General features: G+C 70.9%; 20 protein-coding genes. 8 read left to right on the plus strand and 12 right to left on the minus strand.

Annotation, left to right across the window (positions count from 1 at the left end):
• Nucleotides 1–20: 20 nt before the first annotated feature.
• Nucleotides 21–2,090, plus strand: coding sequence for a hypothetical protein (locus D7M15_RS00135; protein WP_121515597.1), 2,070 nt, complete (start codon nt 21–23; stop codon nt 2,088–2,090).
• 216 nt (nt 2,091–2,306) lie between these two features.
• Here the strand turns inward: D7M15_RS00135 and D7M15_RS00140 are convergent, their stop codons facing one another.
• Nucleotides 2,307–4,010, minus strand: a complete 1,704-nt coding sequence (locus tag D7M15_RS00140; RefSeq protein WP_240649067.1) for a helix-turn-helix transcriptional regulator — start codon at nt 4,008–4,010, stop codon at nt 2,307–2,309.
• A gap of 103 nt (nt 4,011–4,113) precedes the next feature.
• Between D7M15_RS00140 and D7M15_RS00145 the strand changes: the two genes are divergently transcribed.
• Nucleotides 4,114–4,922 (plus strand): IS5 family transposase gene (locus D7M15_RS00145; RefSeq protein ID WP_240649068.1). Its coding sequence is split into 2 segments (ribosomal slippage): nt 4,114–4,431 and nt 4,434–4,922, totalling 807 coding nucleotides; the frame shifts between segments, so codons are not numbered across the junction.
• A gap of 428 nt (nt 4,923–5,350) precedes the next feature.
• On the opposite strand, the gene D7M15_RS00150 is transcribed toward D7M15_RS00145, so the two are convergent.
• The 3 genes from D7M15_RS00150 to D7M15_RS00160 all read right to left on the minus strand — a co-directional run bounded on the left by D7M15_RS00150 (nt 5,351) and on the right by D7M15_RS00160 (nt 7,642).
• Nucleotides 5,351–5,887 (minus strand): hypothetical protein, encoded by a 537-nt coding sequence (locus D7M15_RS00150; protein ID WP_240649069.1) that lies wholly within the window; start codon nt 5,885–5,887, stop codon nt 5,351–5,353.
• Between the two features lie 282 nt (nt 5,888–6,169).
• Nucleotides 6,170–6,823: a DUF998 domain-containing protein gene (locus tag D7M15_RS00155; protein WP_121515598.1), complete on the minus strand. Its 654-nt coding sequence runs from the start codon at nt 6,821–6,823 to the stop codon at nt 6,170–6,172.
• A gap of 192 nt (nt 6,824–7,015) precedes the next feature.
• The gene (locus D7M15_RS00160; RefSeq protein WP_121515599.1) at nt 7,016–7,642 is read right to left on the minus strand and encodes a TetR family transcriptional regulator; all 627 of its coding nucleotides are present in this window, start codon (nt 7,640–7,642) and stop codon (nt 7,016–7,018) included.
• Nucleotides 7,643–7,712: 70 nt separating this feature from the next.
• Here D7M15_RS00160 and D7M15_RS00165 point away from each other — a divergent pair, with 70 nt between their 5' ends.
• The gene (locus tag D7M15_RS00165; RefSeq protein WP_121515600.1) at nt 7,713–8,588 is read left to right on the plus strand and encodes a 2-dehydropantoate 2-reductase N-terminal domain-containing protein; all 876 of its coding nucleotides are present in this window, start codon (nt 7,713–7,715) and stop codon (nt 8,586–8,588) included.
• Between the two features lie 130 nt (nt 8,589–8,718).
• On the opposite strand, the gene D7M15_RS00170 is transcribed toward D7M15_RS00165, so the two are convergent.
• On the minus strand, nt 8,719–8,928 hold the full coding sequence (locus tag D7M15_RS00170; protein ID WP_121515601.1) for a hypothetical protein: 210 nt from the start codon (nt 8,926–8,928) through the stop codon (nt 8,719–8,721).
• A gap of 333 nt (nt 8,929–9,261) precedes the next feature.
• On the opposite strand from D7M15_RS00170, the gene D7M15_RS00175 reads away from it, so the two are divergent.
• On the plus strand, nt 9,262–10,386 hold the full coding sequence (locus D7M15_RS00175; protein WP_121515602.1) for an NADH:flavin oxidoreductase: 1,125 nt from the start codon (nt 9,262–9,264) through the stop codon (nt 10,384–10,386).
• A 90-nt stretch (nt 10,387–10,476) separates the two neighbouring features.
• Here D7M15_RS00175 and D7M15_RS00180 read toward each other — a convergent pair whose 3' ends face one another.
• Both D7M15_RS00180 and D7M15_RS00185 read right to left on the minus strand, forming a co-directional pair.
• Nucleotides 10,477–10,854 (minus strand): VOC family protein, encoded by a 378-nt coding sequence (locus D7M15_RS00180; protein ID WP_240649070.1) that lies wholly within the window; start codon nt 10,852–10,854, stop codon nt 10,477–10,479.
• Between the two features lie 62 nt (nt 10,855–10,916).
• On the minus strand, nt 10,917–11,546 hold the full coding sequence (locus D7M15_RS00185) for a hypothetical protein (protein WP_121515604.1): 630 nt from the start codon (nt 11,544–11,546) through the stop codon (nt 10,917–10,919).
• A gap of 220 nt (nt 11,547–11,766) precedes the next feature.
• On the opposite strand from D7M15_RS00185, the gene D7M15_RS00190 reads away from it, so the two are divergent.
• A complete protein-coding gene (locus tag D7M15_RS00190; RefSeq protein WP_165906174.1) occupies nt 11,767–12,729 on the plus strand; it encodes a LysR family transcriptional regulator in 963 nt (320 codons plus the stop codon).
• A 143-nt stretch (nt 12,730–12,872) separates the two neighbouring features.
• On the opposite strand, the gene D7M15_RS00195 is transcribed toward D7M15_RS00190, so the two are convergent.
• Both D7M15_RS00195 and D7M15_RS00200 read right to left on the minus strand, forming a co-directional pair.
• Entirely contained in the window at nt 12,873–13,892 is a 1,020-nt protein-coding gene (locus D7M15_RS00195) for an NAD-dependent epimerase/dehydratase family protein (protein ID WP_121515606.1), read from the minus strand.
• Nucleotides 13,889–14,326 carry a MerR family transcriptional regulator gene (locus tag D7M15_RS00200; RefSeq protein WP_121520050.1) on the minus strand — a complete coding sequence of 146 codons (438 nt, stop codon included), beginning with the start codon at nt 14,324–14,326 and terminating at the stop codon, nt 13,889–13,891. The genes D7M15_RS00195 and D7M15_RS00200 overlap by 4 nt, the downstream gene beginning before the upstream one ends.
• A gap of 104 nt (nt 14,327–14,430) precedes the next feature.
• Here D7M15_RS00200 and D7M15_RS00205 point away from each other — a divergent pair, with 104 nt between their 5' ends.
• The 3 genes from D7M15_RS00205 to D7M15_RS00215 all read left to right on the plus strand — a co-directional run bounded on the left by D7M15_RS00205 (nt 14,431) and on the right by D7M15_RS00215 (nt 16,213).
• On the plus strand, nt 14,431–14,751 hold the full coding sequence (locus D7M15_RS00205; RefSeq protein WP_206337293.1) for a hypothetical protein: 321 nt from the start codon (nt 14,431–14,433) through the stop codon (nt 14,749–14,751).
• Between the two features lie 37 nt (nt 14,752–14,788).
• A complete protein-coding gene (locus D7M15_RS00210; protein ID WP_206337294.1) occupies nt 14,789–15,094 on the plus strand; it encodes a hypothetical protein in 306 nt (101 codons plus the stop codon).
• Between the two features lie 129 nt (nt 15,095–15,223).
• Nucleotides 15,224–16,213, plus strand: a complete 990-nt coding sequence (locus tag D7M15_RS00215; RefSeq protein ID WP_121515607.1) for a S66 peptidase family protein — start codon at nt 15,224–15,226, stop codon at nt 16,211–16,213.
• Nucleotides 16,214–16,238: 25 nt separating this feature from the next.
• Here D7M15_RS00215 and D7M15_RS00220 read toward each other — a convergent pair whose 3' ends face one another.
• The 3 genes from D7M15_RS00220 to D7M15_RS00230 all read right to left on the minus strand — a co-directional run bounded on the left by D7M15_RS00220 (nt 16,239) and on the right by D7M15_RS00230 (nt 19,909).
• Nucleotides 16,239–17,036: a DeoR/GlpR family DNA-binding transcription regulator gene (locus D7M15_RS00220; protein WP_121515608.1), complete on the minus strand. Its 798-nt coding sequence runs from the start codon at nt 17,034–17,036 to the stop codon at nt 16,239–16,241.
• Nucleotides 17,037–17,129: 93 nt separating this feature from the next.
• On the minus strand, nt 17,130–18,488 hold the full coding sequence (locus tag D7M15_RS00225; RefSeq protein ID WP_121515609.1) for a gluconate:H+ symporter: 1,359 nt from the start codon (nt 18,486–18,488) through the stop codon (nt 17,130–17,132).
• On the minus strand, nt 18,485–19,909 hold the full coding sequence (locus D7M15_RS00230; RefSeq protein ID WP_121515610.1) for a homoserine dehydrogenase: 1,425 nt from the start codon (nt 19,907–19,909) through the stop codon (nt 18,485–18,487). Before D7M15_RS00230 ends, D7M15_RS00225 begins: the two co-directional genes overlap by 4 nt.
• Nucleotides 19,910–20,015 lie beyond the last annotated feature (106 nt).

Consider the following 20,015-nt stretch of genomic DNA (forward strand, 5'->3'; position numbering starts at 1 on the left):
CTCGGGGCGGAGCGGCGGCCGTGACCCGGCTCGCCGACCGCCTGTGCGCCCTGGCAGCCGACAGCGAGGCGATCAACTTCACGACCATCGCACTGCCGAACGACGTCGTCGAAAGCGAAGCCGCCACGGTCGCGGCGGGGCCGTTCTCCGCCTTGCTCGCCGAGGCCATCGCACACGCCTACGACCACGGCGAGGCGCAGTGGACGAACACCGCAGCCTCGTTCGCCGCAGGTCTGGCCGGCCAGCACAGCTTCCTCCACCTGACGAGCACGCTCGAGGCGCTGCTGCGCAGCCCACAGACCACCCAGGCCCTGGCCAAATCCCTCAACAACGCGCTCCTGAACGGCTTCGCCGACACGCTCCGGCAAACACCCCTTCTGGCGGCGGCGCGCCTCGAAGGCGCGGTACGGCTGGCGACCTCCAAGGCCGTCAGCCCCTACAAAGTCTGGGGCACACTGGACGAACTGCCCACCAACGGGCCCGAGGACTTCCTCGAATGTGTTCCCCGCATCCTCGGGGTTGCCCTGGACTGCTGGGCCCAAGAGGAAGCCGTCACCTCGACGGTGCGCGGCCTGCTGGAGCAGTTGTCGGTGGACGAAGCCGCAGACGCCGGCGCGATGTTCGAACTTGGCTGCGACCGGCTGCGCCAGGCCCTGGGCTCTTCTTCCCTCACCGATGTCACCCGCCAGACCGCCGAGGCCCGCAGGTACTTCGCCGCCGCTGGCGCCGCCGAGGAAGCACGCGACGACGCCAGCGTCTACGCCGCGGTCTGTGACGCCCTCCTCGGCTTCACCTCCCACGACGCCGACAAAGTCTCCGCCGCCGCGGACGCGATCGAGAACGCCATGCACCGACGGGCAGCCTGGCTTCTGGGCACACACCAACCCGCTTGGCTGCAGCCCCGGGTGTCGGCCGAGATCGCCTGGAGCCGTCTGCTCCTCCAACTTCGCGCGGCGAGCGATCTGCTCCACCAGCCGGTGTGGATGGACCCGTGGCGTGCGCTGGACGCGGTACTCGCCGCCTACCGCTCAGCCCGCACGGTCCAGCCCGTCGGCAACGCCGCCGAACTCACCGGCCTAGCAACGCTGGTGGAACCCGCCATCGAAGAAGGCTTCTTAAAACAGCAGTCCTTCCTCGCCGCCCTGCAACACGCCGCACAGCAACCACACGAGCACCCTGACGCCGTCTTCGACGCCACAACGGCCGCCCAGTTGGCCTCCAACCTCAGCAAGCGGATGCAGGACCGGCAGCAGAACACGACCCCGCAGCGGTCAAGCGACTTGGACGAAGATGATCAGAGCGGACGAACCGCCCCCCGGCTGCACCGCCTTGCTCCCACCCTCGTCCTCAATCTCGGCCTCGACGACGCCCTGCGGATCGCCCAGGGCCTGGACGACAGCGCACTGCTCACCATCGAAGGCATCGCCTACAACGGCGACGTCGCTCGCCTCAAGGCATCCGACCCGCTGATCATCCCTCAACTCGACCGTCTCATCGCCGAACTCTCAGCATTCCCCGACTTCACAGGCGAGGTCAGGCATACCTTCGAAGCCCTCGTCGAACAGACACTGCTCTTCCTCAAGAGCCGCTCCGATCTGACCAGCAAGAGCCTGCTCGGCCCAGGAAGGAAAGGCGAGAAGCCCTACGACTACCGCCGTCAGCCCGAGCAAGGACAACGAGCCCCGCTGGAGGACGACCTGCAGCGAGACTTCCACGGCTGGCTCCAAGCCGGCCCCTTGCACAACATCGTCAGTATCGAGCCCATCGACGCCGCTCTGGGGCGTGCCGATGTCCTGGTGCACTTCGGCGCCCTGCGCTACCTCACCGAGATCAAGATGGACTCCACGGACAACACCCGTGACCATCTCGAACGCAAGTACCTCACCCAGGCATCCGAATACAGCAACACCAACGCCCCCTTCGGTCAGCTCCTTGTCCTCGACCTGACCAACAAAGCCACCGGCACCCAGCGCATCGACGAATTGACATGGGTCACCTCCCACCGCCCCGACGGCGCGACAATCGACCGCGCGGTCGTCGCAGGCATCGTCACCGGCAACCGCGTCACCCCCTCCGTCTACTCACGCTGACCCCGTCCCCCTCCGCCCGCTGCCTCCCAGCAACATGATCAGCGACGCAAAGGAGACACGGGAAACACGACACCGAGCAGTGCGGGTTCATGCCACTGCAATATTCGGAAAACTGTCACCATGATCGACATGGTCAATCGGCCCTGAACAGCACTGATATGTCTACACGTCGGTGACACGCACAGCCGAACATCCCAGTGACATCACGACCGAACCTCACACCGTGCCCTTGATCGCGGCCAGCACAGCGGCCATCGCCGGATCGACCTCCCTGTGACGTTCCATCGCCACCAGGAACTCCACATCGGAAAGGTCCTTGGTGACGCCGAGGTCGGCGAGGGTATCGACATACGCATTCTTGAGCCGGTCGTGCCACGGGTCCAAGTACGCACCGGTCTCACGCCGCAGATACGCCTCAAGCGGCTCCACGTTGTGACCCAACTCCTGAGCGTAAGCGACGGTGTGCGTCTGATACCAGGCCGGCCCCGCCGGCCGCACGCCAGCCGGCGTGAACGGCGAAGGGAGCCGCGGATCCAGCTCGATACCCGAGAGATCCACCAACCAACTCCCCGGCACCTTCGGATTGAACGGCGGGCCCACGAAATGCACCGGCTCCGACAGGCCGACCATCAACCGCGCGGAAGCGGCGAGGAACGCCGTATTCAAGTCCAAGCCCACCGCGTACGGGAGCAGACACTCCTCGTCACTCAGCAGCTGAGGAACGCGCACCCACTGATACGCCTCCTCGTGAAGAAAACCACCCATCCACCCGGAACGGTGGACCGCAGGGTGCTCAAGCTGGCCCTCCGGCGGCGCCGGATCCATCGGCCCCGTACCCAAACTGCCAGGATTATGACCAGACACCCAATTACCAGTCACCTCATCACGCACAGGCCTCGTCGGCGGACGCAACGCCGTCATCAACTCCAAACCACACACAGCCACAGAACCACGCGGGGTGATGACGCGCTGGGCGTACACGCCGAGGACGCGGGCGATGTCGGCCGGTTCCAGGTCGCAGACGCCGGGCCAGGACCGCTCGTCGAGCGCGTCCCACGGCAGGATCGCCAACTGCACGCACTGCCGGTCGCGCCCCTGCGCCGTGCGGTAGATCCGTGCCCACGGACCGAAACCCCGCCGAGTGAGCTGCCAGCGCGCCGTGAGCACCTGACGGACGACCGGGTGGTCCTCGGGCAGACGCAGGCCGCGTCGGTCCTCGAGGCGCTCGGGCAGTCCGAGCTTCGCGGCCGCGGCCGCGGTGAGGACGACCAGCGGGTCGGCGTCCTTGCCGTAACGGTGCAGCGCCGACGCGCCGAGACCGGACTCGCCCAGTGTCCACTCCACCAGCTCCACCACGTTGGTGGCCGGGCAGTCGAGCACCAGGCCGCCCATCGCGTACGCGGAACCGTCACCGTCCAGCACCACGAGCGGACCGTGGGGAAAGCGCGGGTCGACGGCGGACGCGGCCCCCTTCTTCACCGCCGGGCGCCGCAACGCGGACGGGCGTACGACCGAACGACCCGGCGTCCCGACCAGGGCCGAGGCGGCCGGGGTCTGCTCAGGGGCGGCAGCCTCCGTCTGCTCCGGGGCGACCGAGCCGGAGAACGTCTCGAGAACCTCCGGCTCCGGCGCGGAGCCCGAGACCGGAGTGGGCGTGACGGAGGCGCCGTGCGCGGGGTACTTCGCCGCCCAGCCCTTCAGTAGCCGTTGATACGCCTCCAAGCGCGGCGACTTCGGCTCGGAGCGGCCGTTCTCGTAGTTCTTCACCGTCTGCACGGTCGACTTCAGGGCCTGCGCGAGCCGAGCCTGGGTGATACCCGCAGCCTCACGTAGCCGGGCGCGTTCCGCCGGGGGCGGGAGCTGCGGCTCCTCCTCCAGCAGAGCGTCGATGTTCGCGAACAGCTCTTCCTCGGACGCCATCTCGATCCCTTCTCGCACCCTCACCTTAGAGCTCGTAACACGATCTTGTTGAAGTGTCCTGGTCGGGCGTGACTGGTGCGGCGATTCGGCCGTTCGGAAGGTTGTGAGTACCCGGCCGTGGATCGTGGACGACGACTTGTGGGCGCTGATCGAGCCGCTGCTGCCGCCCTGGCCCGAGAAGGCGCCGGGGCCGCGGCCTGTGGCCGACCGGCTGTGTCTGCAGGGCGTCCTGTACGTGCTCCACAACGACATAGCCTGGCAACTGCTACCCTTGGAGCTGGGATTCGGCTTCGGGCAGACCTGCTGGCGCAGGCTGGAGCGGTGGCAGCAGGCCGGTGTCTTCGATCAGCTGCACCACCTCCTGCTCGCCGAACTCAACGCGGCCGGCGAACTCGACTGGTCCAGGGCGTGCGTGGACGGCTCCCACATCCGCGCGAAAAAGGGGGAGCCGACACCGGTCCGTCGCCGGTCGACCGGCGGAAGACGGGCAGCAAACACCATCTGATCTGCGACGGACGCGGCACTCCGCTCAAGGTCATCACCACCGCGGCCAACGTCAACGACGTCACCCAGACCCTCGCTCTCGTCGACGGCATCCCGCCCGTCGCAGGCCGCCCCGGCCGACCACGCCGCCGCCCCGACACACTGCTCGGGGACAAGGGCTACGACTCCAACCCCAACCGCCGAAAGCTACGCAAGCGCCGGATCCTGCCGGTCATCTCCCGCAAGGGCGCCCCGAACATCAAGGGGCTGGGCAAACTCCGCTACGTCGTCGAGCAGACCTTTGCCCTGCTCCACCAGTTCAAGCGGCTCGCCGTGCGATGGGAACGCCGCACCGAACTCCACGACGCATTCGTCTCCCTCGCCTGCAGCCTCATCTGCTGGAGACGGCTCAAGAAGCACCGATCATGATCGTGTTACGAGCTCTTAGCGCCATTTAACCTAGATATGCACCTCTTTCTTTAACCCGCCGGAAAGACTTGTGATAAGCCTCCGACGTGAACCCTGACTCGCAGCAGATCGGAGAAGGACTCTGAACCGTCGTGTCCCCTCAAGTGCCGGGCGGGGAGATGCGGGCGATCGCATGCTCGGAGCACCAGAAGGTTACGTGGGGTGGAAAGAAGCGTCCGGCGATGCCACGAAGGAACTAGAGGTGACGTCGAGCCCACCGCCCGCACCATCGACGTTCCGGAGAGGACCTTGACCGGCCTCGGCCTCCTCGACGGCGCCCTCTGGCCTTGGCCTTGCGCAAACCCCAGGACTACTTCCACCACGTGTGGTCCACCGCCCTCCGCACCACAGCCACGATCGCTACGGCGATGGATCCGGCAGTCGGCGACTCAACCGCCGGGCAGATCCGTTCCCTTAGGCGCCCGATAACAGCCTGAGTCGACATCGACGAGGATGATCTCTTTCAGATCCCCCGAACGCTTTTCCCGCCATTCCACGGACAGGGTGTGGTGCGTCTTGGGATGAACGGCGGTGATTTCCGGGTTTCCTGCCTCCGTGTTCGCCTTCCCGTCCCTGGTGATGTTCCAGCCGTTCTTGGGGAGTTCCGTGCGGAGTTTCGCCATCGCCGCGGCGAAACTCCCCCTCTGCACGTCGTAGACGCTCCACGGGTGGTTCACCGCGTAGTACGTCGTGAAGTCAGGATCGACAGCGTCGCAACTACCGGCCGCGGCACCCGACTCGCTCACCTCGCCCTCGATGGCCATCCATCCGAGGACCTTGCTGGAGGTCCTGTCCACATCTTCCTCGGCGGCCGCGACACCCCGTACCTCAGGTACGTACCCCAGCTCTTCCCGTGCTTCCGACTGCTCGTGTGCCACCTTGTCGGCGGGCTTCTCCACGTCACCCGACCCGTTTCCGTCGTCCATCGAACACCCCGTCAACCCAGCCAGCAGGATCGCCGTGGACACGGCGTACAGCGCCCGAACCCTCGGATGCTTACGAATGACTCGCCCCTGTATCTCTCGCCGCTCTTCCGGTTGCCCGAACCATTTCAGCCGCACGTTACGTAGTCCCCGACCACCACACTCGACAGGTTGCGGAGGCTCGTCGAGGGGTAACCACCGTCCGCGTCCCAGACCATCCTCGGGGAGCCAGGTCGCATCGCGTATCAGGGCGCGGCACGCGTGTGCACGCGTACTCGTGGGCGCTCAGGGGGCGGCTGGACGGGCTGCTGGCCGGTTGAGCAACAGCGCGACGCCGGCGACCAGTTGTGCGGCGAGTACGGGGTAGGCGGCGAGGCGCTCGAACGTGCCGGCGGCCTCGACGTGCAGGACGGGGTGGAGCAGACAGGAAACGCTTCCGACGGTCGCCAGCACCGTGAGAGCACCGGTGAGGAGGGGCGGCCAGCGCAGCCGACGGGACTGGACGGCTGCGAGCAGCACGACGACGTTGCCGCCGCCGATGGCGAGGACCGCGCCGATGAAGTGGAAGGGGAACGTCTCCGACGGCGTCTCGTGGAAGAACGCGATCGTCACCAGACCGACCGCGTAGGCGAGGGTGAAACCGAACATGCACTGCCCCAGGCGACCCGCCGCGCGGAAGCCCGGTGCGCGGGTCGCCGCCCACGACACCAGAAGAGCGTTCAGTACCCAGGCGCCGTTCAGCGCCCACGAGCGGGGTGAGTCGGCGATCCTGTCGTCGAACACCGTGCGCGAGGTGACCCCGAGGTCGCTGATGAGGTTGTCGGCGTAGCTGTAGGCAGGGGTCGACCAGGCATGGGCCGCGACCGCCTCACCGACCCAGTAAGCGGTGCAGGCGACCAGAAAGGCGAGCCCTGTCACTCGGTACGACGCGCTTCCCATGATCGTTCATCGTACGGGCCGTCCTCCGGCCCCATCCGACCGGTCACCGAACTCCACGCCCAACACAGAACCCCACGGAGAGGGAAGGGCCGGACAGTCACCGGAAGATCCGGCACCCCGACAACTCCCCCGCGCGAACAGGGAGATGGGCCGCGACTCCGCTCCGCACGGAGCCCGCCGACGTACGTGCCGTCAACCCCGGGTCGCAGGCGCACTCATCGCCGCCGCCAGGAACGTGATCGCCCACCGCCGGGACTCGTCACCCGCCACCGAAGACGCGCACCCCGGAGACGACCCCTGATGCACCTCAAGGCGGTCGACGGCCGTCACCGCGAGGATTCCCCGCATCCGGAACCACAGTTCAGCCGAGTCGACGCCGGGCAGTGCGCGTGCGAAGGCCGCGAGGTAGCGCGTACGCACCGCCTCCTCGGCCGGGCCGGTCCAGCCACGTACCTCGTTCGCCGGGTCGCTGAGGATCGCCATGATCAGCCGCGATCTCCGCGCACCCCCCTCGTCCACCGACATGCCGTCGAACAGCGGCCCCGCGAACGCCTCCACCAACGCGTCGACCGACGGTTCGGGCGTCCGCGCGAGCAGCCTGTCGAGCCCCGCGCGCTGGGCGGCGACGACGGGCTCGCTCACGCGGCGGGCGACCGCCGCCATCAGCTCCGCCTTCGAGCCGAAGTGGTAGCCGACAGCGGCGACGTTCGCCCCGGCGAGACCGGTGATCGCGCGGATCGAGGTGCCGCGGTATCCGTGCTCGGCGAAGAGCTGCTCGGCCGCGTCGAGGATCTGGGTGCGGGTGTCTGGGGTCGCCACGGAAGGAACTGTACATATGCTTGAATGAAACGAACGTATGAATCAAGCAAACGTGTGAGTGAGGATCGCCATGAAGTTGCTCGTGTACGGCGCCGGGGTCTGCGGCACCCTGTTCGCCGCCCGCATGTACGAGGCCGGGCACGAGGTCACGCTCCTCGCCCGGGGCGCGCGCCTGGCCGCCCTGCGCCAGAACGGGGTACGGCTCGCCCAGGAGGACAGCCCGGCGGTCCAACGACTGCCGATACCGGTGGTCGGGACCCCTGCCGACGCGTACGACCTGATCGCCGTCTTCGTCCGCGCCCACCAGGTGGACCCGGTGCTGGAATCACTCGCCGAGATCCGGGGCGACGTGCTGTTCCTGCTCAACTGGGCAGCCGGACCGGAGCCGTTGACCGCGGCGCTGGGCCACGAGCGGGTACTGCTCGGCTTCCCCACCAACGGCGGCACGATGGACGGCGACGTGGTCCGCTACCGCGGCAGCAGCGCACTCACCCGCCGGGTCGCGATGCCGATCGGCGAACCCGACGGCCGTACCACCCCGCGGGTGGCGCGGCTCGTGGACACGTTCCGCGCCGCCGGGATCAACGCGGCAGCCGAGACGCGGATGGATGCCTGGCTCACGACGCACGCCGCCTTCGAGGTGCCGCTCGGCCAGGCGGCGGGGGCGGCCGGCGGACCGGTGGCACTCGCCGCCGACCCGGCCGCCGTACACGCCATGCTCGAGCAGATACGGCGCAACCTCGCCACGCGGGGAACGCCACCGGTACCACGCGCCTTCACCGCCTTGCGCTCCCTCCCGCAGGGGCTCCTCGTGACCGTGCTGCGCCGCTTCCTCAGGAGCCCGACGGCCGTGCACAGCGGGCTCAACGACTCCTCCCCCGCCGCCGCGGCCGAACTCGAACGGCTCGCCGCGCAACTCCGGGCCCGTACGGAGACCCGCAGCTGACGTCTGACGACGCTCCCACGTACCTCCGGTACGGGCACGGGGCGTACCTGGCGCCGTCCGGGCAGCACCTCGGCCGCGAACGGTGCCACCAGCCGGTCCGGGTCCGCCCGCCCCATGTCGACGCACCGCGTCAACGTCGACCGGACTTCCCCTTCCGTACGAAGCCGTAGGCCACCGCCAGCGCGCAGACGACGATCGCCAGAACGCCCCACGTCCCGGTGCTCTCGGAGGCGACGAGGAAAACGCAGAGCATGATGCCCGGAACGGCGAACGCGGCGGCGAAGCGGGCGTAGCGTCTGACGACGGTCCGCTGCTCCAGGGACCATCCTGTGTAGGGCATACCGGTTTTCCTCCCGTACGGCCCGGACGGTGCTTCTCCGCCCACGGCCTTTTCTTCCTCTTCGACGGCTCGGGCCCCGACGTCGTCGGAGGCGGGCCGTCCTGCCTAGTCCAGCGTTCCCGGAGCCTCCCGGATGATTCCGATGTGGTGGGAAACCTGCCCGCGTGGTCGCGGCCCGCGTACGCCCTCGGTCGCGGCCACGGCGGTGGCACAGTGATGTGCCACACCCCGACCGTCCCGGGGGCCCAGGTCGAAATACGTGCGGGCCGAACGGAGTTGTGGTGAGGCGTACGTGTAGGTGTACGTCCCACCTTCCCCTGTCCAGGAGCCGTGATGACCCTCGCCCCCTCGATCGCCGAGCGCGCCGCCGCGGCGCTCTCCCGTCCCGCCGTGATCAACGGCCTCAAGATCCCCAACCGGATCGCGATGGCCCCGATGACCCGCATGTTCTCCCCGGGCGGGGTTCCCGGCGACGACGTCGCGTCGTACTACGGTCGCCGCGCCGCCGCCGGAGTCGGGCTCGTGATCACCGAGGGCACCTACGTCGGCCACCCGTCGGCCGGACAGAGCGACCGGGTGCCGCGCTTCCACGGCGAGGAGCAGCTCGCGGGCTGGCGGCGCGTGGCGGAGGCCGTGCACGCTGCCGACGGCAGGATCGTGCCGCAGCTGTGGCACATCGGGATGGTGCGCAAGGACGGCGAGCCGCCGTTCGCGGACGCGCCCGCCATGGGCCCGTCCGGGGTGCGGATCGACGGGAACGGGACGGGGCGCGCGATGACCCGTTCCGACCTCGACGACGTGATCGGCGCCTTCGCGGAGGCGGCGGCCGAGGCGGAGCGCCTCGGCTTCGACGGCGTCGAACTGCACGGCGCGCACGGCTACTTGCTCGACCAGTTCCTGTGGGAGCACACCAACCGCCGTACGGACGCCTACGGCGGTGACGCCACGGCCCGTACCCTGTTCACGGCCGAGATCGTGGCGGCCGTACGGGAACGCGTCTCCAACACGTTCCCCGTCCTGTTCCGATACTCGCAGTGGAAGCAGGACGCCTACGACGCCCGACTGGCGCACACCCCGCAGGAGCTGGACGCCCTGCTCGCCCCGCTCGCGGCTGCCGGGGTGGACGCCTTCCACGCCTCGACACGGCGCTACTGGGAGCCCGAGTTCGACGGCTCCGCGCTCAACCTCGCGGGCTGGACGAAGAAGCTCACCGGGCTGCCCACGGTGACGGTCGGCTCGGTGGGCCTGAACGGCGACTTCATCAACGCCTTCAAGGGTGAGGGCTCCAGCGTCCGCGGCCTGGACGACCTCGTGGAACGCCTGGAGGCCGACGAGTTCGACCTCGTCGCCGTCGGCCGCGCGCTGCTCCAGGACCCGACGTGGGCCGCGAAGGTCCTCGCGGGGCGCCTCGACGAACTCGCCCCGTACGACAAGGTCGCGCTCAAGTCCCTGAGCTAGTCGGGACGTCCGCCGCCGGGCCCCCGCGACGGGGCCCGGTCGGGGGCGGAACTCCGGGCCCGTACGACGCGCCCGTCGTACGGTGGGCCGCTACGACCGCCGGTCGGGCGGCAGGAACCCGTGCTCCGACAGGTCGAACCAGTTGCCCTCGGGGTCCGTCGCCCGGTACTCGGCGAACGGCCGGTCGCCGCCGCGCAGCACCGGCTCGGCGACGCCGTGCCCGGTCAGCCGTTCCGCGGTGGAGGCGACGTCGGGCACCTCGAAGCCGAAGTGGTTGAAGCCGACCGGTACGTCCCCGTCCAGGGCACGCTGGATGAGCGCGAGGTTGATGTATCCGTCGGTGACGAACCGGCTGCCGTCCGGGTCCTGGTGGAACTCCTCCATCTGGAGCGTCTCGCAGTAGAAGTGCGCCGCTGCGGCGGCGTCCTCGACGACCAGGGCCAGGTGCCGGAGGCGGGGCCTGCTCATGTCGGTTCTCCTCGGTGGTCTCGTCGGTGGTCTCGTCGGAACGTCGTGGTGGCCGTGGCCCGTCAGCCGTCGGCGTCGCCCGGTCCGGGCAGTACGTCGGCGGGCGCCAACCGGTGTACGCGCAGGGCCAGTCGGTCGCAGTTCCCGTCCCATGCCGAGAGGGCGTACCCGTGGGCTCCGTGCCGGCGTTCCACGTAGCAGACGACGTTGACGGGCCAGCCGCTGCCGCGGAACATGTGCCGGTCCATGTCGGTCGGCAGTTCGTCCAGCGGGTGCGCGTGGGCCTCCGGCGGGCCGAGCCGGTGCCAGTCGGGGTGCATGTGGACGGACCCGAGGATGTCCAGGCCCCTGCGGTCGGCCTCACGTCCGATGCGCAGCAGGTCCGCCGGGTCCAGCCACCAGGCGCGTACGGGATTCTCGTACGCGGTCCCGAAACGCGGCACTATCGTCGCGGCGAACTCCTGGCGCGCGGTCGGGTCGGTGGTGCGGGCGTTCCGTCCGAAGGCCACGTCGTGGACGAGCCAGTCACCTTCCGCCGCGGCCCCCAGCAGAACGGCGAAGCACGGCACCGGATTGGTCTCGGTGATGCACGCGTACTCCGTTTCCGCCGCGGCGAGAAAACGTTCCAGGGCGGATTGTGAGAACAGGACCGCGGATTTCTCGGAAACCTCGATGATGCGCTCTGTCGTCATTGCGGGACGCGCCAGCATGTAGCCCACCTGTTCGGGAATGCGGCTTCGTAGGCCGGTGTGCCTCACCGTGTCATCGGCGGCTGCGGGGCCGCAACGCGCCACTGGTGGAGGGGAATCGGGAAGTGGGCAATCGTCGCCCTCTGTCCTGTTTCGCGGCCCCATCGCATTGGGCGATAACACTTCTGTTCCACGGCCCGCGCCCAGCCGTACGATCTGGGCCATGCGTCTGGACGTGCGACATCTCGAACTTGTCCTCGCGATCGCCGAGGCCGGTAGCCTGCGGCGCGCCGCGACGCGGCTGCACCTCAGCCAGCCCGCGGTGACGGCCCAGCTCCAACGGATCGAACAGCACGTGGGCGGCGCCCTCTTCGTACGTCTCCGGGACGGGGTGACGCCCACGCGCGCGGGCACGCTCTTCCTCCGCGACGCGGCCCGGATACGTACGGACCTCGCGAATCTGGCGCACACCGTGCGGGGCGTCCTGCACGAGGACGCGGCGGCGCCGATACGGGTCGGCGGTGTGCCCGCTCAGCAGTTCAGCCTGCTGCTCAAGGCGTTGAGCGAGGTGGTACCGGAACGCGGCACCACCAGCCGTACGGTGCGCAGCACGGGGACCGCCACGGCGATGCTCGCCTCCGGCGAGTTCTGCGTGGCCGTGCTGCCGCGGTTTCCCGGCGCTCCGCTGGACCTGCCGGCCGGGGTGATGCACCGGGTACTGGTCACGGAGCCGATATTCGTCGGTGTGTCACGCGACCATCGTCTGGCGGGCGCCGGACGGATCGCGCTGCGCGAACTGGCGGACGACGAATGGGTGATGCCGCACCCGGACGACAGCGGAATGAACGAGTACGTGGCCGCGGCGTGCCGGAGTTCCGGTTTCGAGCAGCGCGTCACGCATTACGCGGACGAGGCGCAGGTGGCTTTCTCGTTGACCGCCACGGGCGAAACGGTGTGCGTGCTCTACCCGTTGGGCAGCGCGCGGGAAAAGCTGGCGACTCTCACGCTGGCGGGCGATCCGTTGTTCCGTGACATCGTTCTGGCCTGGCGTACGGATTCCCCTCTGGCGGGTGTGGTGGACGCGTTGTGCGCGCACATCTCCGAGGGATATCTCGCCCTGGTGGAGGCGGACGGGATCTACGCGGACTGGTGGCGCGGAAGCGGGGCGCGGCTCTCGCTCTCGTAGCGGTCGCGGGGAATCCGTCAGGCGTACGCGGCGCGCTTCGGGGGTCGCGGCTCGGTCCTGCCCGCCTCCCCACTCCCCACCGCCTCCCGGCGCGCGTCCAGCGCGGCCGCCGTGCCGTACGGCGGCGCCGCGGGCGGTCGCCGTCAGTCCGCCGCGTGCAGCATGCCCATCGCCCGCAGGCTCTCCACCGTCTCGACCAGCGTCGTCTCCACCGGGCGGGGGCGCCAGCCCAGCAGCGCGCGGGCCCGGTCGTTGCGGATGACGAGGCGCGGCGGCTCCTCCCCCGGCGCCTCCCGCGTGGGCGCGCGGTCCGCCAGGGCGCCGAAGCGGCGGCGCAGGAGCGCGGCCACCTCCAGGAAACTGGTGGTCGGGCCGTCGGCCACGGCGAGGAAGCGCAGGCCCGCCGCCTCCGGCGCGGCCATCGCCCGTACGTGCAGCTCCGCCACGTCCCGGACGTCGACGACGCCGAAACGGTGCCGGGGCGCGACCGGCATGCCCCCTTCCAGCATCGTCTTGACCAGCTCGGCCGAGGAGCGGATGTCGGTGGTGAGCGTGGGGCCGAACACACCGGTGGGGTTGACGACGACCAACTCGGTGCCGCCGCCCTCCCGTTCGGCCCAGTCCCAGGCGGCGCGTTCGGCGGCGGCCTTGGAACGCGGGTACGGGGCGAGGCCCGGGGTGTCGGGGTCGGTCCAGTCGTCCTCGGTCCAGTCGCCGGTGCCGGCGCCGGCACGGTCGGCGTCGGCACCGCCGACGCCGGGCTTCGGCGTGTACCCGACCGCGGCGAACGACGAGGTGAGCACCACCCTCCGGGCCCCCGCGTCCCGGGCGGCCCGCAGCACCCGCAGCGCGCCGTCCCGCGCGGGGACGAGCAGCGCGTCGGGGTCCTCGGGCCGCGCCGCCGGGAGGGGCGACGCCACGTGGTGCACCTCCGCGCAGCCGGTGGCCGCCGCGGCCCACCCGTCGTCCGCCGTGAGGTCGGCCGCCACCACCTCCAGCCCGGCGTCGTCCGCGCCCCCGCGCCGTACGGCCGCGCGTACGGTCTCCTCACGCGCCGTCGTCGAGCGGACGGTCGTCCGCACCTCCCGGCCCTGCCGCAGGAGTTCGGTGATCAGGTGCGTGGCCAGGTAGCCGGACCCGCCGGTGACCAGTACGGGGTTCATCGTGTCGCCTCCAGTCGGCCGACCGTCTCCAGCAGGCGGTCGGTGATGTGCTTCTCGGCGGCGCCGTCGCCCCGGTCGCGCGCGTCCCACAGGGCGGCCTTCTCCCGCAGGTACGTCAAGCGGACTCGCCGCGCGGCGAGTTCGGCCTCGACGCGTTCGGCGTACCGGAGGAGCAGGTCGCGCTGTTCGGCCGCGGCGGTACGGCCGCGGGCCCGGTTGGCGAGGTACGCGCGCATGTCCTCGATGCCGACGCCCACCGCCCGCAGGCACGCGAGGATCTCGGCCGTGTCGAGGTCGCGTTCGTCGTACCGCCGGTGGCCGCTGTTCTCGTCGCGGGCGACGGGGCCGAGCAACCCGACGTCCTCGTAGTACCGCAGGGTCGGTTCGCTCAGCCCGCTGCGCCGGGACATCCCCCGGATGGTGAAGGTCGCCATGTCGGCCACGACACCACACCTCAAGCGCTTGAAGGCAAGCACGTCGCGGCGTCACGCTGCCGGGCTCTCGACGGGAACGCGGTCCGCACCCCATGATGATCGCCATGGCCACGACAACACGTCGGGGTGCCGCGCTGGCCCTGACCGCCGCCCTCGCCCTGCTCTCCACCGGCACCGCGCACGCGGACCCGACCGTCCCCGAACACGCCGTCATCACCTGCGACAGCGCCAGCTTCTACGCCAACTACGACAGCGCCTCCGGCCCCACCGGGCTCAAGCGCACCCTGCTCCCCCGAGGCGACAAGGTCGGACACACCCGCGGCGCCCACCCCGTCTACAACGGGTGGGCCGCCACGTTCGACTTCGGCGCCAACGACTGGGGCTTCGTACGGCAGGAATGCCTCGGCGGCTTCGGCTCCTGGTGAACCCCCGCCCCCCACCCCGAAGGAGGACCGCTCCCCCATGACCCGTACCCGTACCCCTGCTCGTACCGGTAAGCGCCTCACCCTCGTCCTCGCCCTCACCGCCACCGTCGCAGCCCTGACCGCGGGCCCCGCCACCGCGGGCGACGGGCACGCCGGGAAGCGCGAGACCGTCTGCGCCGACGACCTCGCGGTCCGCGTCACCGCGCCGCACGGCGCCTGGATGGGCACCCTCTTCCGCGGCCAGACCTTCCTCGTCGAGGAGGCGGGCGGCGACTGGGTGTACGGCTTCGCGTACGGCGACATCAACCGCCGCGGCTGGGTGCAGAACGGCTGGTTCTGCTGACCCCTCCGCATCCCCGGCGGCCCGGACGGTACCCACCGCCGGGCCGCCACGCGCTCGCGGCGGCGGAATAGCGGGCGGGGGGACCGGGTTGACGGCCGTTGTCGACCCACCAGGACAGGAAGAGGTCCCGTGCCCCCGCTTCTCCGGCCCCGCGCCCTGCGTCCCGGCGACCTCGTGGTCGTCACCGCCCTGTCGGGCCAGCTCGAACCGGGCGAGGAACCCCTGCTCGCGCGTGGCGTGTCCGTACTCGAACGCATGGGCTTCCGCGTACGCGTCAGTCCGCTGGTCGACCCGGCCCGTACCCGCTGGTGGGCCTCGGGCACTCCGGCCCAGCACGCCGAGGAGCTCAACGCGTTGCTCCGCGACCCGGAGGTGCGGGCCGTCGTCGCGCACACCGGCGGGCAGTCCACGATCGGCTACCCCGACCTGATCGACCTGAACGCGGTACGGGCCGACCCGAAGCCGATCCTCGGCTACAGCGACATCTCACTCCTGCACATGGCCCTCCACGCGCGGACCGGCCTCGTCGGCTTCCACGCCGACATCGCCACCCACGGTTTCGGCCGCGACTGGTACACCCTCGTCGACGAGGACCGCCGCGCCCGGCTCGTCGACCTCTACACCCGCGTGCTGACACGGGCCGAGGCCCCCGGCGCGCTCCCGGCGTACGGGGCGTGGGAGACGTGGCGGCCGGGTCAGGCGCGGGGGCCGTTGTTCGGCGGCCTGCTGAACCGCATGATCCTGCTCCAGGCCACCCCGTTCGCGCCCACCCCCGAAGTGCTCGACGGCGCCGTGCTGTTCTGGGAGGAACTGCAACGGCCGGTCTCTCGGATCTGGAACGACCTGCACGCTCTGCGGCTGTCCGGCGTGCTGGACCGGATCGCGGGCATGGTGGTCGGCGTACCGACCGAGGTCGCGCCGTACGAGAACGCCGGGGAGCACGCGGACCTGCGCGACGTGGTCCTCGACGTGCTGGGGGAACGGGACGTCCCGGTTCTCGCCCGGGTCGACTTCGGGCACTCCTCGCCGAACCTGCCGCTGCCGCTCGGCGTCCGCGCGCATCTGGACGCCGACAACCGGACGTTGTCCCTCCTCGAACCGGCGGTCGCCGAGGGCTGAGCGGCACGGCCCGCGGCGCGGCCGTTCAGCCGCCCGCCGCCAGGTGGAGTTCCACGCCGCTGTCCCGTACGCCCGCGGCCGCGGCCTCGGAGAGGGCGTCGTCGGTGACGACGGTGCCGAGGTCGCTCAGGTCGGCCACCCGGTACCTGCCGAACGTGCCGAACTTCGACGAGCCCGCCACCAGTACGGCGCTCCGCGCGCTCTCCAGCGCGGCCCGCTTCACCTCGACCTTCGCGTCGGACGGGGTGGTGACCCCGCGCAGCAGGTCCCAGGAGCTGGTGCTGAGGAACGCGAGGTCGAGGGCGAGTTCCCGGAGCGTCGCGGCGGCGAGGCGGCCGACCGTGGAACGGTTCGCCACCTCGGCCCGGCCGCCGGTGTGGATGATCTCCAGGTGCGGGCCCTCCGCCATCAGCCGGTCGACGGTGCTGAAGTCGTTGCTGACGACGGTGAGCCCCCGGTGGCGGGCCAGGTGCGGCACCAGCGCCAGCAGCGTGGTCCCGGCGTCCAGGTAGAGCGTCATGCCGTCCTCGACGAACGCCGCCGCGCAGCCCGCCATCGCCTCCTTCTGCGGCTGCTCCAGCAGCGACTTGTCCTGGTGGCTCGGCTCGCTGCGCACCTGGCTGGCGATGCGTACGCCGCCGGGGACGGTGAACGCCAGCCCCTGGCGCTCCAGTTCGGCGATGTCCCGGCGTACGGTCATGTGGGAGACGCCGAGCAGCTGCGTGATCTGCTGCACGCTCAGCACACCGTCGCGGCGCAGGTGCTGGAGTAGTTTCTCCCGCCGCTGATACGGGATCAGCGGCGGTGACGCGTCATCGGCCATCGCCGTGTGCTTCCTTCCTCGTCGCGGGCCCGGTCCGCCCGGCACCCCGATTCTGCCCGGTGCCGCCCCCGGCGCGGCGGCGGCCCCGGCCCGTCAGCCGCCGACGAACAGGCTCAGCAGCAGCACACCGCCGAGGCTGAACAGCGACTGGAGGGACAGCATCAGCGTCCAGGTGCGGAAGGTCTGCGCGACCGACAGCTGGAAGTACTCCTTGAACAGCCAGAAGCCCGAGTCGTTCACGTGGGACAGCATGACCGCGCCGGACGCCGTGGCCAGGACGAGCAGTTCCGTCGACAGCCCCGGGTAGGCGCCCGCGAGCGGGGCGACGATGCCGGTGGCCGCTGCGGTGGCGACCGTCGCGGAGCCGAGGCAGATCCGCAGCAGCGCCGCGACCAGCCAGGCGAGGAGGAGCGGCGGTACGGACCAGTCGACGGCGTAGTCCGAGATGATGTCGTCGATGCCGGTGGCGGTGAGCATCGCCTTGAGGCCGCCGCCCGCGCCGAGGATGAGGACGATGCCCCCGACCGGCCCGAGCCCCTTCGCGGCCATGCCCTGGATTTGCCCGGCGCCGAAGCCGGAGCGCACCCCCAGTGCGAAGAACGCGAAGAGGACGGCGACCAGCAGCGACAGCACCGGCGAGTCGCACGCCTCGAAGGCGGTGTACGGGGCGGTGCCCTCGCGTACGTTCGCGGTCCCGACCGTGCCGATGAGCATGAGGACGGGCGGCAGCAGGACGGTGGTGAGGGCGAGGGCGAACGACGCCGGGCGCCGCTGGTTCTCCGGCGCGGGCCCCGGCTCGGGCACGGGCCCCTTGTCGAGGTCGGGCGCCGGGCCGAACCAGCGGGCGCCGTACCGGGTGAGGAGCGGGCCGGTCAGGACGGCGACGGGGACGCCGATGAGCAGCCCGTAGAGGATGGTCAGCCCGGTGCTCGCGTCGTACGCGGAGACCGCGAGGGTCGGCGCGGGGTGCGGCGGCAGCAGGCCGTGCGAGATGTAGAGGCCCGCGGCCATGGGGAGGCCGACGTACAGCAGGTGCGAGCCGGTGCGCTTGGCGACGGCGTACACCAGCGGGACGAGCATCACGAAGCTGACGTCGAAGAGGTGCGGCATGCCGATGAGCAGGGCGGCGGCGGTGATCGCGGCGGGCACCCACTTCACCGGGCGCGTGCCGATGAAGGCGGTGGCGATCCGGTCGGCGCCGCCGGAGCCGAGGAGGATGCCGCCGAGGAGCGTGCCGAGGCCGATGGTCGGGCCGACGCTCTTGAGCGCGTCGCCGAAGCCGTCCTGGAAGTGGCCGACGGTGTCGGCGGGGCCGATGCCGGAGGCCAGGCCGAGGCCGATGGCGCTGAGCGCGAGCGCCAGGAACGGGTGCAGCTTCGCCCTGGTGATCAGTACGACGAGGGCGACGACGGCCGCGAGGCCGAGGAGCAGGTGGCGTACGTCGTCGCTCATGACCCGTTCACCGGCGTTCCGTCGGCGGGGGCAGGGGCGGTGGCGGGGCGTGCCGTACGGCCGGAGTGCCAGGCGTGCAGCAGGTCGGGGTCCGGGTCGGCGAGGTGCCCGAGGGTGAGCAGTTCACCGGCCGGTACGTCGGCGGCGAGGGTCCGGTGGGCGGCGAGGTAGAGCGGCGCGACGTCGTCGGGGGCGTCCTCGGCGGCGAGCAGGACCGCCTGGACGCCGGTGACGTCGTGGTGGTGCCCGCCCATGTCCAGCACGGTGCCCGCCGTCAGCGTCCGCCGGGCCCGTCCGGCGAGTACGGCGTGCCCGCGGGGGTCCGTACCGCCGGAGGGCCGGTGGTGGAGCACGGCGGAGAGCAGGGTGACGGGGGTCTCGACGCCCATCAGGTGGTACGGCAGGTACACGGCGGCGTAGCGGCCGTCGCGGCTGACCACGTGGCCCTTGCCGCGCAGGGTCTCCCAGGTGACGGGGTCGCCGGTGCGTACGACGACGAACACGCCGCCCGCGAAGGACGCCTCGTCCGGCAGCCGCAGGGCGGTGAAGACGTCGACGGCGCCGGGGCGGTGCAGGACGCCGCCGTCGGCGCGGAGTGCGTACACGTCGGCCAACTCCGCGACGCGGGCGACGGGGTAGTGCAGCCGTTCGGTGTCGGGGCGGAAGCCGGTGCCGTTGGCGACGACGGCCATCTCGCAGTAGTCGGCGGTGGCTCCGGTGGGGAGGGCGGCGACCGCCTCGGTGCGGGCGGCGAGGGTGGCGCGCGGGTCGTCGCCGAGGGTGAGGAGGTCGGCCAGGCCGGGCGCGGGGACGCACGTGTCGAGCTGGGTGACGGTACCGGCGGCGGGGTCGAGGACGAGGTCGTACTCGGAGGACTTGCCCACGGCCACGACGTCCAGGCCGAGCAGGCGGACCCAGGTGACCAGGCCGATGAGGTTGGCGGGCTGGTCGCCGTCGGCCGTGGTGTAGACGACGTCGTGCGCGCGGGCCAACTCCGCGAGGTGGAGTCCGGCGACGGAGTCGACCTCCTTGCTGACCATGGCGACGTGGCGGCCGTCGGTCAGTGCCCGGCGGGCGGTGGCGTAGCCGGAGGCGGGGTCGCCGGTGGCCTCCACCAGGATGTCCCAGCCGCACTCGGCGAGCAGGTCCCCGCTGCGGACCAGGACCGTACGGCCGTCGGCGGCGGCCCGCCGTACGGCCGGGGCGTCGGCGCAGATCCGCAGGGCGTCGTGGGCGTACCCCAGTTCCAGGAGCATGGCGTGCAGCCAGTCCACGCCGTGGTCGCACAGGGCGGCCGGTTCGAGCCCCGGGACGCGCGGGGTCTGGGCGAGGAGGGTGCGGGCGAAGCCGCCGCCGGCGCCGGAGAGCGCGTAGCGCACGGTCCGGTCGCCGGTGGCGGCGAACAGGTGCTGGAGATTCATGGGCACTCCTCATCGGGTGCGCGGGGCGAGGGGGCTGCCGTGGTCGGCCGGTGGCCGGACCCACTCGGGAGCCGTTTCACAACATGTATCAAGACAAACCATTCAC

The sequence above is a fragment of the Streptomyces sp. Z26 genome (genome assembly GCF_003665095.1).
In the GTDB taxonomy this organism is placed as follows: Bacteria; Actinomycetota; Actinomycetes; order Streptomycetales; family Streptomycetaceae; genus Streptomyces; species Streptomyces phytohabitans.